The 13,167-nt window shown below is 42.0% G+C and carries 9 protein-coding genes and 1 riboswitch; of the genes, 7 read left to right on the top strand and 2 right to left on the bottom strand.

The window, feature by feature from the left end; genetic code table 11:
- The 7 genes from AB5754_RS01385 to AB5754_RS01355 all read left to right on the top strand — a co-directional run.
- Positions 1 to 185, top strand: a 185-nt coding sequence (locus AB5754_RS01385; RefSeq protein ID WP_368259439.1) for an aquaporin, incomplete at its 5' end; no start/stop codon positions are given.
- 23 nt (positions 186 to 208) lie between these two features.
- Positions 209 to 1,384 (top strand): acetate/propionate family kinase, encoded by a 1,176-nt coding sequence (locus AB5754_RS01380; RefSeq protein WP_368251244.1) that lies wholly within the window; start codon positions 209 to 211, stop codon positions 1,382 to 1,384.
- A 111-nt stretch (positions 1,385 to 1,495) separates the two neighbouring features.
- Positions 1,496 to 1,619: riboswitch (cobalamin riboswitch) on the top strand.
- Positions 1,620 to 1,797: 178 nt separating this feature from the next.
- Positions 1,798 to 6,762: a DUF4430 domain-containing protein gene (locus AB5754_RS01375; RefSeq protein ID WP_368251243.1), complete on the top strand. Its 4,965-nt coding sequence runs from the start codon at positions 1,798 to 1,800 to the stop codon at positions 6,760 to 6,762.
- Between the two features lie 14 nt (positions 6,763 to 6,776).
- Complete coding sequence (locus AB5754_RS01370) at positions 6,777 to 7,994, top strand: DUF4430 domain-containing protein (RefSeq protein ID WP_368251242.1); 1,218 nt, start codon at positions 6,777 to 6,779, stop codon at positions 7,992 to 7,994.
- A gap of 35 nt (positions 7,995 to 8,029) precedes the next feature.
- Positions 8,030 to 9,016, top strand: coding sequence for an energy-coupling factor transporter transmembrane component T (locus tag AB5754_RS01365; RefSeq protein ID WP_368251241.1), 987 nt, complete (start codon positions 8,030 to 8,032; stop codon positions 9,014 to 9,016).
- Entirely contained in the window at positions 8,988 to 10,670 is a 1,683-nt protein-coding gene (locus AB5754_RS01360; protein WP_368251240.1) for an ABC transporter ATP-binding protein, read from the top strand. The genes AB5754_RS01365 and AB5754_RS01360 overlap by 29 nt, the downstream gene beginning before the upstream one ends.
- A complete protein-coding gene (locus tag AB5754_RS01355) occupies positions 10,643 to 11,485 on the top strand; it encodes an ECF transporter S component (protein WP_368251239.1) in 843 nt (280 codons plus the stop codon). Before AB5754_RS01360 ends, AB5754_RS01355 begins: the two co-directional genes overlap by 28 nt.
- A gap of 79 nt (positions 11,486 to 11,564) precedes the next feature.
- Here AB5754_RS01355 and AB5754_RS01350 read toward each other — a convergent pair whose 3' ends face one another.
- The gene (locus AB5754_RS01350; protein ID WP_368251238.1) at positions 11,565 to 12,197 is read right to left on the bottom strand and encodes a GyrI-like domain-containing protein; all 633 of its coding nucleotides are present in this window, start codon (positions 12,195 to 12,197) and stop codon (positions 11,565 to 11,567) included.
- Positions 12,194 to 13,105: a fumarylacetoacetate hydrolase family protein gene (locus AB5754_RS01345; RefSeq protein ID WP_368251237.1), complete on the bottom strand. Its 912-nt coding sequence runs from the start codon at positions 13,103 to 13,105 to the stop codon at positions 12,194 to 12,196. Before AB5754_RS01345 ends, AB5754_RS01350 begins: the two co-directional genes overlap by 4 nt.
- Positions 13,106 to 13,167: the final 62 nt, after the last annotated feature.

The raw sequence follows: 13,167 nt of genomic DNA, 5'->3' as shown, positions 1-13,167 counted from the left end.
GTCTAGCTTTAGGGTCTACTACTGGTTATGCACTAAACCCCGCCCGTGATTTTGCCCCCCGTCTAGTTTATGCCCTATTGCCAGTTCCTAATAAAGGAGATGCCCATATGGATTATGCTTGGGTACCTATTTTAGGACCAATTGCGGGTGCATTCTTAGCTTGTCTTGTACACGCTATACTTTAAGAGCTTTGAAAGGAAGTAGATCTATGACTAAAGTAATGGCAATAAATTCAGGAAGTTCTTCCTTGAAATTTAAATTATTTAATATGCCAGAAGAAACGGTAATTACAGAAGGAATGATTGAACGAATTGGTTCTGTGGACGCCGTGTTTAGCATTAAGTATCAAGGAGAAAAAAAAGAACGACAAACACCGATTAAAGATCATCAACAAGCCGTTCAACTAGTCTTAGATACTTTGTTGGAAGAAAAAATCATTAACTCATATGAAGATATTTCAGGCGTTGGTCATCGGATTTCTCATGGAGGAACGTATTATCAAGATGCTACATTAATTGATGAACTAGTGGAAGCGCGAATTGATGAGTTAAGTACATTATCACCACTTCACAATCCAGTCAATTTAATTGGCATTCGTTCATTTGAAAAAGTTTTGCCTCATGCTAAACAAGTGGCAATTTTTGATACTTCTTTCCATCATACGATGCCAGAAAAAAATTACATGTATGCATTGCCCTATGAATATTATGAAAAATACGGTATTCGTCGTTATGGATTTCATGGGCCAAGCCATCAATACGTTTCAGAGGAAGCGTTGCGGTTAAATCCATCAGCTCATAAAGTGATTACTTGTCATATCGGCAGTGGCGCCAGTATTGCAGCGATATTAGATGGAAAGTCCGTTAACACCTCCATGGGCTTTACTCCTTTAGCTGGTTTAGTCATGGGAACGCGGACTGGCGATATTGACCCACAAATCATTCCTTTCATTCAAGAAAAAGAAGGACTTAATCCTCAAGAAATCAAAAATTTAATGAATAAAAAATCTGGGCTTCTTGGGCTATCAGGAATATCAAATGACTGTCGTGACGTCGAAGAAGCAGCGATGACTGGAAATCCTCGCGCTAAATTAGCGCTAGATGTGTTCAGTCACCAAATCATTCATTACATTGGTGCTTATGCAGCAGATTTAAATGGTTTGGATACCTTAGTATTTACTGCGGGGGTAGGAGAGCATTCAGCAACGATTCGAAAAATAGTCTGTGATTCGTTAACTTATTTGGGATTATCCATTGATGAAGATAAGAATCAAGAAAATGCTTTGTTTATTGAAGATGAAAAGAGCATAATAAAAGTACTGGTTATTCCGACCGATGAAGAGGTTATTATTGCTCGAGATGTTATGCGGGTTGCGGAGCTTTAATTTTTAGATTAGCTAATGTTGTAGTAACTAGTTGGAAAAAGGATGCAAGTATTGGTTTCTTGAATTGTTCATAATAGGTAAAAAAATTTAAATACTTGGAACAGCAATCGCAGGGAACGGGGTGAAAATCCTCGACAGTCCCTTTCTACTGTAACATGGACGAACGCTCATTACTCACTGAGGTAAGACAACTTGGGAAGAGGAGCAAGTAGGATGAAGTGAAGTCAGGATACCTTCGATTGTTGGAACTGGGCACCATATCAGGGAGAACTGTCCAGCATCCATTTCTTTCGACGTACTTGTAGGCATTAGTATGTTTATTTGGAATATGGCTGCTGGAGACACTCAATCTGAGTGTCTTTTTTGTACTTTTAGATAAAAAGGCGAAGCAAAGTCGTAGGAGGAAAGAGAAAATGAAAAAAATTGTTCAAGGGTTAGCGGTCACAATTTTAATGGGGCAAGTGTTGGTCAACAATGGGCTGGCGGTTTATGCAGCCGAAACAAGTGATTCGACAGCGGTAAGCACTACTGAGACTACAAGTCCGGAATCAGCAGAAACTACCACGAATGCAACGACTAGTAGTTCAGTTGTGGAAAATGCTCCTGCTGTAAATGACACGACACAGACACCACCGGCTACTAGTGATGCAGTAGCACCTAGTCAAAAGGTTCAAGAACTGATTGATGAAATAGGAAGAATCAATCTTTCTGCATTGACGCCAGAAGACCAAACAAGCATTAATCAGTTAATTGATCGCTACAATCAACTCACTGACGAAGAAAAAGCTCAAGTAACCAATGGGAAAACCTTGCAAGAAGCAGCAGAGAGTTTGCAAAAATTACTAGCAGAAGCCAAAAGTACCGAAACAAAGACCATCACAATTTCTGTAGAAAAATTTGTCTTAGGCCAAGGGTATGTGATGGAACCTATGGAAGTTCAATTAACAACCGAGATGAATTATGCACAAGTCTTAGATGACGTTTTTGCAAAACAAGGTCTGCAATACAGCCACACGGGAACGGTGGGAAGTAATTTCTATCTATCGGGAATCGAAAATGCGGACAATGGTCAAACCAAAGTGCCCCAAGAACTCATTGATTTTAGCGGGAACGACGCATTGAAGAATGCGACAAATCAATTCGGTAGCACTTTGAGAGAATTTTCTTACACGCCTATGTCTGGCTGGCTGTATTCCGTTAACAACGACTTTCCCGGTGTGGGAATGGGTAGCAAAAAACCGGAAGACGGAGATGTTTTCCGGGTTCAATTTTCCCTAGTTGGTTACGGAGCGGATTTAGGGAATGGGGGAACAGGCACCTTTGCGATTGCGGATAAATTGGCTTTGACCAAAAAAATTGGGGAAATCAATCAAGACGCGGCAGCTTGGCAAGCCCAAGGGACTGCTTATCAAGCAGCCTATCAATTTGCCATGACCCAGTTAACGGACTTAACGGCTAGCCAAGCTTTGGTGGATCAAGCTTTGGCAGGCTTGGACAATCCGGCAACCACACCTGAAAAAGATCCGGTGGAAGCCGTCAAACAATTGATTCAAAACTTAGGTGAGATTCATGACTTGGCACAAAAGCAACAAGTTCAAGAAGCTAGATCAGCCTATGATGCGTTAACCAAAGAAGAACAAGCACAAGTGGGTAAGGAATTAGTGGCTCAATTAGTCGCCGCAGAAAAACAAATTGCTCAATTAGAAGATCAAAAAGCCGCAGATGAAGTAACGGACGCAATCGCAGCTTTACCCGCGATTGATCAATTGCAACTAAGCGATCAAGGAAAAGTTGCGGCAGCTAAAAAAGCTTATGACACGCTAACAGCTACGCAAAAAAAATTAGTGAACAATTACGCCACTTTAGAAGCTGCTATTAAACAAATGGCACAGCTTCAAAGCACTCAAGACGTTGTTGCTGCTTTGAAACGGACGTCTCAAAACATTGAATCCCGGGGAAGTATAGGCGAATGGTCAGCTTTAGCCATGTCCCGCTCTGGCTACCCTGCTTCTGAAGCGATGCGGGAAGCGACTTATAAAACCTTAGCCGAACAAATATTACGAGTAAATGGAAACTATGGCAGTCATAGTGGTCAAGTACCATGGACTGATGCCCAAAGACAAGTCATTGGGATTTTAAGTCTGGGAGGAGACCCTACCAATATCAGTGGCTTTAACTTGATTAAACTTTTAGTAGAAGAAGATATCACAGGGACGATTAACAATCAAATCTTTGGTCTCATTGCGTTAAGTTCGAAAGATTATCAACTTAAAGGACAGTCTGAGCAAATTAAGAATCTGATTGATTTACTTGTAAAAGCTCAATTAAAAGATGGTGGCTGGGCACTCTATGGCAATGACGGCGATATTGACTTAACGGGGATGGCGTTGTCGGCGTTAGCTCCTTATAAAGAGCAAAAAGCAGTCGCAACAGCCATCGAACAAGGGATTGGTTTTTTGAAAACCAATTTAACTGCTGATGGGGATTTTTATGTGGAACGTTGGTATTCAGAAGGGCCAAATACCAATAGCCAAGCTCAAGCAATTTTAGGCTTAGCCGCTTGTGGGGAAGATGTAACGAGCAAAACCTACACAAATGCAGAGGGCAAAAATCCTGTCGTGCGATTATTAGAATTTCAAATGGAGGATGGCAGCTTTAAATATCTTATGACGGATACTGAATCAGATCCCATGGCTACGGATCAAGCAGCCCATGGATTGAGTCAGTTTCTCTTCCAACAAAACAACCAAGGAAACATCTATGATTTTGCTAAAAATCCAGTGACCGCCTTGCCTCAAGATGAAAATGAAGTAGCAGCCCAAAAAGTGACGGATTTAATCAACGCATTGCCGGCACCTGCTGATGTGACCTTAGACGATCAAGAAGCAATAAATAAGGCAAGCTCAGAATACAAATTGTTATCACCGGAAGCAAAGGAATTGCTGACTTCTGAGACTTTAAAAAAATTACAAGGCTGTCAAGAGCGCTTGTATCAATTAGAAAGTGACCAACAAGCGGTGGAAAATGTTATCCAAAGCTTAGAATACATGAAGTTATTGGATCAAATGAATATGTGGTCATTGTCTTATCAAACCTTTGTTACCAATGCCCGCCAAAGCTATGAAGCTTTGACCGCTAACCAAAAGGCCTTAATCAGTGACGAGTTACTCGCCATCTTAAACAAAGCAGAAAAGATTATGGCGCAACTAAAAGCCGACGAAAAAGCGGTGAAAGAGATAACAGAGGCAATTACTGCTTTACCGGAAGCGAGTGAGTTAACTATGGCTGATATTGACCAAGCTTCAGCAGTTGCTACCTTATACGATGGGTTGAGGGATGAATTAAAAGACCGGCTAGCGGCTGAGTTAGTGGAAAAATGGCAAAAAGTGAGTCAGCGTTTAGCGGAATTAAAAGCTGATTTGGCAAAAGCCCAGGCAGTCATGGATCAAATTAAAGCTTTGCCTGCATTAGCAGAGTTATCCTTAAAAGACCGAGGCCAAATTGACGCGATTGCCGAAAACTATGAAAAACTCACACAAGACCAACAAGCCCTAGTCGAAAATTATGCCACATTGACGAAAGCTCAAAAGCGCATGGAAGAATTAATGACGCAACAAGCCAGCTATGAAAAAGTACTTCAAGAAACCAATCAATACGTATTGAGTCTCTTTACCAACTATCAACCGGATTTCAACAATGAATGGTTGATTATGGATTTGGCACGAAATGGCTATGATCTGAATAATCCACTCTTTAAAACCTATTACGAAAATGTCGTAAGTCATATTCAAGAAGTAAAAGGAGAACTTCACAGAGCAAAATATACGGAATATTCTCGTTTGGCGTTAGCATTAACGGCTATCGGAAAAGATGCCCAAGACGTAGGCGGGTACAATTTATTTGATTATTTAAGTGATTTCAAAAAAGTTACTTATCAAGGAGTCAATGGGGCCATTTTTGCTTTGATTGCAGTGGATAGTCGCAAAGATTATCAGTTTACCAAACCAGCTGGAGTCAGTGAATATACTACGCGAGAAAAATTAATTGATTTTCTTTTGCAAAAGGAATTAAAAAATGGTGGCTGGAATCTCTTCGGTGATGAAATCAGCATTGATTTAACCGGAATGGCCTTGCAAGCTTTGGCACCTTATCAAAGTGACAGCCGGGTAGCCGCTGCCACACAACGGGGGTTAACCGCTCTTTCAAATGAACAAAATGAAAATGGTACTTTTGGAGATAGTTCCACTGAAAACGTGGAAGAAGTGGTCCAAGTCATTACCGCTTTAACTGCATTAGGCATTAACCCCACTGAAGATCAACGTTTTGTGAAGAAGTATGATTTACTCACTGCTTTAAAGAGTTTCCACGTAGCAGGTAGTGGCTTTATGCACGTTTTACCTGGAGGAGAGAGTAACGGTGGGGGCGCTCCGGGAGAAGTGGACGGCATGGCCACGGAACAAGGAATGTACGCGTTAATTGCTTATGATCGCTTTTTACAAGATAAAAATGCCCTTTACGATATGAACGATGTCCCAGTTGCAGCCGACCAAGATGCAGCCAAAAAAGTAACGGAACAAATTAAAGCATTAGGCACCATTACAAGTTTAGATCAACGCAATGCCGTAGCTTCTGCTCGATTGGCCTACGAAGGATTAAGCCAAAAACAACAAAGTCTAATTGAACAAACGGTCTATAATCAATTGCTTCAAGCAGAAAAAAACATTGCGCAATTGGTAGCAGCAGAAGAAGAAAAACAAACCCAAGCAGAAAATCAAGCAGCCGCAGGAAAAGTGATTCTGGCCATTAATAAGTTACCAGAACCAGCTTTCATTCAACTACAAGACGAAGGCCAAATCGCTTTGGTTCGCAAAGCCTATAATCAATTGAGCCACGCTGCCCAATCTTTAGTGACAAATCTTGACAAGTTAACGGCAGTAGAAGCCGCATTGCAACACTTAAAACAAGCAGATGCAGTGATTGTTCCTAAGCCAGTCGTGGATACGCCAACTAGTGGAAGTGGAAAAGGCAATGTTCCTTCTATTCAAGTAATGAACGGTGGTTCAGGAAGTCATACGGGAACGACTACAAGACAAAACCCACAATCTCTTACCAACGTAAGCACCAATACTCAATCCGGAAAGCCTGCTACTACTAGTAAGGCAGCGACGCCAAAGAAAACTGCTGAGAAAAAAGCCGCAGATTGGCAGTTTGAAGGAGAAACCTATGAACCTGCTACAACAAGTAGTCAGAAAAAAGCGAAGACTAAAGAAAAAACCACGGCACAAAAAGTACCAGTTGCAGTGGAAGTCGCAGGGGTAGTAGCACTTGGCACGGCCGCTAGCGCAACTGGTTTCTGGTTTTGGAAAAAACGGGCTTAAAAGAGGAAAGGAAAATGGGGATGAAACGTCTAACGGTTAGCATATTAGTATTATTAACGGTCTTCTTATCTGCTTGTAGCACTTCTCAAGCAGATAAGTCCACCAAAAAAGTTACGCCATTGTCTTTGGAAACCCAGTTGCCAGCAGATGGTGTGATTAAAAAAGAACAACTGGCTACCATTGTGGGCAAAGAAGAGACTTATCGCTTTACCGGGGAGCAAGATAAGATTCGCTATACTTGGTTTTATCCTGGACAACAAGTCCAAAATCCGGTGACGCAAAATTTACGGGTAACCTTTGGAAAAGAAAATTTGGATGCCATTAAAAAGCAAGCCAATCAAGCCCAAGAAGCGTTAAAACTGCACATTGAAAAAATGGAGCTGGCAGGAACACCGGAGTTAGCCATCACCTTACCTGTGAAGTGGTCGGTGGACAAAGCTTTGTTAGTCAGAGAAGTCAAAGGTAAGCTCAAAGCGGTCAAAGGGGCTAATCTTACTTTAGAACAAGGCAAAACCACAACTTTGAAATTCCGGGTTTTAGAAAGCGATGTGGATTACTACATCGTAGCCGGAAGCCAGTCAGAAACGACGAAAGAGTCCACAAACACCCAAACAGTAGCTAGTGAAGCGAGCCAGGTAACCTCAGAGGATGCACAAGAAGGTACTAGTGACCAAGAAGTCACAACCACTTCAACTGAGGAGGCTGATTCAACAGCAGGTGTTGCAAAAGACCAAAATGGAATAAGCCAGCAAAATCCAACAACTACCGGAGAACCCTCCACAACTGGTCAAAATGAGGCCAACCAAACGGAAACTGTTCCAACCCAAGACGCAACGGTGACATTGTCTATTTCTGCTAAAACCATTTTGAATAACTGGGATCAATTAGCCAAAGAAAAACAAGGCTTCGTCCCACAAGATGGGTGGATTTTAGCACCTACAAAAGTCAGCTTAAAAGCTGGTGATTCGGTTTATGATTTGTTAGTACGGACCACAAGAGCCGCAGGGATTCAAATGGAAGCCAGTTGGACCCCGATGTATGATGCCTATTACATCGAAGGCATTAATCAACTCTATGAATTTGATTGCGGGGGACTGTCCGGTTGGATGTTCCAAGTAAATGGCTGGTTTCCCAATTATGGTTGTTCCAAATACACAGACCTCCATGATGGCGATGTGATTAAATGGGAATACACTTGTGATTTAGGCCAAGATCTTGGGGCAGCGAAATAAGAAGGGAGCAGAGTAGCAAAGACTATTCTGATTAGATGATGAACAAAAAAAATGATGCCTTTATACAAGCCCATCCCGGGATAAATTTTTTATACTACGCACTGGTGTTAGGAATCAGTATGTTTTGTTTGCATCCAGTAATTTTACTGTTGTCTTTAGGCAGTGGGTTTGCCTATGGCGTGCGGCTGAAAGGCTGGCGAAGTATGGGCAGTTTATTTGGTAAGTTTTTGCTACCGGGGATGATTGTGGTGGCTTTGGTCAATCCAGCTTTTAATCACTATGGAGTGACCCCGTTACTTTATTTAGAAAATGGGAATGCCATCACTTTGGAAGCAATTGTTTATGGTGTGGCATTAGCACTGGTTTTAGGGGTGAGTCTAACTTGGTTTAGTACTTATAATCTGGTGATGACCAGTGATAAATTTATTTATCTTTTTGGCAAAATCATTCCCGCAAGCTCCCTGATTCTTTCCATGGTTTTTCGCTTTGTGCCGAAATTTCAGAACCAGCTGAAATTAGTTCGCAATGGACAAAAAAGTATTGGCCGAGATATGCACAACGGCCGCTGGTGGCAAAAGATTAAATATGGAGTGACCACCTTTTCGATTATGATCACTTGGGCGCTGGAAAATGCCATTGAGACCGCGGACTCCATGAAAGCCCGGGGCTATGGCTTAAAAGGGCGGACGGCTTTTGCTATTTATCGCTTTGATTTTAGAGATGGATTTTTACTTGGTTGGCTAGTCGTGACCAGTGGCGCATTTTTCTTAAGTTGGGCTAAGGGCAGTCTTTACATCAGTTATAATCCTCAGCTGATTATGAAAGGCTGGCCGGTAACGTTTGGTAGCGGACTTGGATTTTTGGCTTTCTTTTGTTTGGCCAATCTGCCTTTGTTTTTAGGACTATATGAAGACTATCAATGGCACAAATTGACCAAAAAGGCGGACCACAGCGTAACCGTCCCTTATTATTTTTCAACTGGAGGCCTTTGTGATGACACTCGTAACGATGGAAAACTTTGATTTTTATTATCCGGAAGCAAAAACTGCCACGTTAAAAGATCTTTCCTTAACCATTGAAGCGGGGAGTTTTAATGTGTTATTCGGTAAAAGCGGCAGTGGTAAAACCACACTTTTACGGCAGTTTAAACCAGTTTTAGCGCCTTACGGAAAAGCTTTTGGACAAATTTTATTTGACCAAAAACCCTTATCTCAGTTGAGTACTCGTCAACAAGCTAGCCAAATTGGTTTTGTTTTGCAAAACCCCGATAATCAAATTGTCACCGATAAAGTTTGGCATGAGTTGGCATTTGGCTTAGAAAGCTTAGGTTATGACACTCCTACCATTCGGTTGCGGGTAGCGGAAATGGCGTCTTATTTTGGCATTCAACACTGGTTTGAAAAAGATGTGCGCGAGCTTTCTGGGGGCCAAAAGCAATTGTTAAATTTAGCCAGCATTATGGCCTTACATCCGCAATTATTGATTTTAGATGAGCCGACTTCGCAACTGGATCCCATTGCTGCCAGTGATTTTTTGGAAACTCTTCAAAAAATCAACCGGGAAATTGGCACAACCATTTTAATGACAGAACACCGTTTGCAAGATGTTTTACCCATGGCCGACCAAGTTTTACTAATGGATCAAGGACGTTTAGTTGCCGCAGCACCCCCAAAAGAAATCGGACACCAATTGCAAACCAGTCAAGGAGATCTCTTTGTGGCTATGCCGGCTCCCATGCAGATTGCCGCAGCTTTTACTCCTGAAAACTTACCTTTAACGGTGAGAGAAGGGCGCAATTGGCTTAGTGAATTTTCCCTAAGTCCTTTAAAAAAAGCCGCCGAACAGCCCCAAAAGAGAAAAGATGCGATGATTGAAGTAAAAGATCTGTGGTTTCGTTACGAGAAAACAGAGGCTGATGTGATCAAAGGACTGTCACTGAAAGTTGCCAAAGGAGAGTTTTTTGCTTTAGTCGGTGGCAATGGAACCGGTAAAAGTACCAGTTTGTCCTTAATCAGTCGGGTGCGCCGGCCTTATCGGGGAAAGATTAAACTGGCAGGGCGTGCATTAAACAAATACAGTGATCAAGAATTGTACCGTAATTTCTTAGGCGTCTTGCCACAAAATCCTCAAAGTTTGTTTGTGAAAAAAACGGTTTCAGAAGATCTTTTTGAAGTCATTGATGGCCCTAAAGAACAAAAGAGCGCCGCTTACCAAGCATCCATGAGAAAAGATCAAGCAGTAGCAGGAATTTTAGAGCTGACTCAGTTAACCGAGTTGGTGGATCGCCATCCATATGATTTAAGTGGTGGAGAACAACAGCGCTTAGCCTTAGCAAAAATTTTATTACTACGACCGCAGATTTTGCTTTTAGATGAACCGACAAAAGGTTTGGATGATTTTTATAAAGCCCAATTAGGCGAAATCTTACTTCAGTTGAAAGCACAAGGGGTGACGATTTTAATGGTTTCCCATGATGTGGAATTTGTGGCGAAATTTGCTGACAGCTGTGGCTTATTCTTTAATGGCAGCGTCGTCTCTAGTAAATCAGCCCGGGATTTCTTTGCGGGCAATAGTTTTTATACCACTGCGGCCAATCGCATGGCCCGCAACTATTTTCCAGATGCAGTGACTGTAGAGGATGTGATTGAATGTCTCAAAAAACAAAGGATTTCTTAAATGATTTTTACCAAGATCACAAATTCTCCGCAAGCTCACCTACTTTTCAAGAGCCAGCCAAAAGAAGGAGCGAGGAGAGTGAAATCGAGGAAATTTGGCAAACCCCAGTGAAGCAAAAAAAAATTAGCCGCCGGACGAAAGTCGCATTGTTTATTTTGTTTTTATTAGTGCCAGGGGTGATTTTTTTTGGCATGAAAATTGGTGACCGGCATTATTTGGTAATCAGTTTGCTTTTACTAGTTTTGGCGATGTTGCCTTTTTTTATGATTTTTGAAGATCGCAAGCCTCAAGCAAGGGAATTGATTGTGATTGCGGTTTTAGTAGCCATTGCAGTAGCCAGTCGAGGCGCCTTTTTCATGTTGCCTCAGTTTAAACCGGTGGCTGCCATTGTGATTATTAGTGGGGTGGCCTTTGGAGCAGAAGCCGGTTTTTTAGTAGGCTGTTTAACCGCTTTGGTTTCCAATATTTTCTTTAGTCAAGGGCCCTGGACACCTTGGCAAATGTTTGCTTTTGGCATGATTGGCTTTGTGGCCGGGCTGTTTTATCGACTAGGTTGGTTAAAAGCGACCCGAACTTCATTGTGTATCTTTGGTTTTTTTAGCATTTTCTTTATTTATGGTTTGATTATGAACCCTGCGTCTTTGTTGATGTTTACTTCAGTGATCAATGTGCAAGCGTTGATTGCGGTCTTTATCTCGGGCGCCCCTATGGATTTAATCCATGCCATTTCCACGGTAATTTTTCTAGGGCTATTAGCCAAGCCTTTCTTGGAAAAGCTAGCACGGATTAAAAAGAAATACGGTTTGGTGGAATAAAGCGAGGTTTTTTATCTGTTAAAGATTTTTGGTAAAAAAAGGAGTGCTGGTGAATTTTCACCAACACTCCTTTTCCATTTCAATTCTTCTCAGCTGCTACAAAATAGCGTAAAATCGTCTTCGCTTTTTCTGGAGCAGTTTTGCGTACATCGGTTAAATAGATTTCCCGATGCTGATAGCCCCGGCGCAAAAGTCCCTGTTCTGCCACAAGTTGATCCATTTTCGCAAAGCTTTCCGGCTCGGTATCAAAGAGGCCTTTGTGGAGAATTTGCACAGAAGGGCCATCGGTAATCTCGATTAGTTGCACCTCATCTAAATAGGGATGAGGCTTTTTAGCTTTCGCGGTATCTCGGGCAGCTTCAACCCATTCTTCAGTCACAAAATCTGGTTGCCGCAACATGATCTGATAAGTAAAAGAAGACTTGTCTGTTAAATCTTTAGGGTTAGTGGTACTCCACAAGCCCTCTAAAGGAAAGACCGTGTAATCTTCAAAGGGATAGTGGGCTTGCCAGTCCATAGATTGGGCCATTTTTTTGAAGTTCATTTTTATCGGGTAAGCTAAAGCGTACAGTGCGCTCACGTGTGTGGCAAAGTCTGCTTCGTTGGGATCACCAGCACCTTCAATCATTAAAAAACGCTGTTTGGGAATTGTTACGTATTCCGCTTTGGTTTTTGCTTTATAAGGCTCATGTTTGCGCCATTCATATTTCATTTGTTTTCTCCTTTTGCATTGACCGTGGGGGAACCGATGGTAATCGTTAACGAACCGATATCACTGATTTCACATTCTACTTTGTCGCCAGTTTTCAACCAAGCGGGCTTTTCCATACCTAATGCCACACCAGCAGGAGTTCCGGTAGCGATAATATCACCGGGATAAAGGGTCATACCAGCAGAAAGAGTAGCAATGATTTCCGGTACTTTTGTGATCATTTCATCTGTGGAAGCATTTTGACGGATTTCCCCATTTACTTTACAAGTGACTTGATGAGGTTTTGTGATATCAAAGGCATCTTTAGTGACAATCCAAGGACCCATTGCACTATAGCCGTCTAAAGATTTGCCTTTGAGCCATTGTTGGTGGCGTCGTTGAAGTTGGCGCGAGGAGAAATCGTTAAAGACACTGTAACCAAATACATAGTCTAGGGCGGTTTCTGTCGAGACGTCTTTGGCTTCTTTGCCGATAATCACCGCAAGTTCTGCCTCGTAATCCAAATGAGAATCCAGGTCAAAGCGGGGCGTTAAGTATGCCTGATTTCCTAAAAGATAGGCTGCGCGTTTGCTAAAAAAGACTGGAGGATTTTGGCGGGCGGCCTCGGTAGTTAACACACGACCAGTCTCCACTGCATGGGCGGCATAATTCACCCCGACACATAAAATCTCTTGGCGACGGCGGTCAATTGGCGACAATAACTGCACACTGGACAATGGCATTCCTTTTGTGGTTGTAAAAGGCAATGGGTCTTGCAGTTTGGTTAATTCTTCTGCCGTTCCATTTTCCAAAAAGTCTACTAAATCTTTGTAGTCACTCTTTAACCAGTCATTGACTGCATAAACTTGTTCATTTTGAATGAAACCTAAAAGTGTTTGCTGGTCTTTTTGATAGTGAACAAAACGCATAAAATCCCTCCAAAATGAGAACTGTCTGGCTCCCGATTTTTCTTTATTATAGCATTTTGCTG

Origin of the sequence: Enterococcus sp. 2201sp1_2201st1_C11_2201SCRN_220225, from assembly GCF_040925905.1 — a bacterium.
In the GTDB taxonomy this organism is placed as follows: domain Bacteria; phylum Bacillota; class Bacilli; order Lactobacillales; family Enterococcaceae; genus Enterococcus_C; species Enterococcus_C asini_A.
This window is presented reverse-complemented; position numbering and strand designations above follow the sequence as displayed.

Excerpts from the sequence above, each read along its gene's own strand:
- AB5754_RS01380 (WP_368251244.1), top strand. The coding sequence starts at position 209 with ATGACTAAAGTAATGGCAATAAATTCAGGAAGTTCTTCCTTGAAATTT.
- AB5754_RS01375 (WP_368251243.1), top strand. The coding sequence starts at position 1,798 with ATGAAAAAAATTGTTCAAGGGTTAGCGGTCACAATTTTAATGGGGCAA.
- AB5754_RS01370 (WP_368251242.1), top strand. The coding sequence starts at position 6,777 with ATGGGGATGAAACGTCTAACGGTTAGCATATTAGTATTATTAACGGTC.
- AB5754_RS01365 (WP_368251241.1), top strand. The coding sequence starts at position 8,030 with ATGATGAACAAAAAAAATGATGCCTTTATACAAGCCCATCCCGGGATA.
- AB5754_RS01360 (WP_368251240.1), top strand. The coding sequence starts at position 8,988 with ATGACACTCGTAACGATGGAAAACTTTGATTTTTATTATCCGGAAGCA.
- AB5754_RS01355 (WP_368251239.1), top strand. The coding sequence starts at position 10,643 with ATGTCTCAAAAAACAAAGGATTTCTTAAATGATTTTTACCAAGATCAC.
- AB5754_RS01350 (WP_368251238.1), bottom strand. The coding sequence starts at position 12,197 with ATGAAATATGAATGGCGCAAACATGAGCCTTATAAAGCAAAAACCAAA.
- AB5754_RS01345 (WP_368251237.1), bottom strand. The coding sequence starts at position 13,105 with ATGCGTTTTGTTCACTATCAAAAAGACCAGCAAACACTTTTAGGTTTC.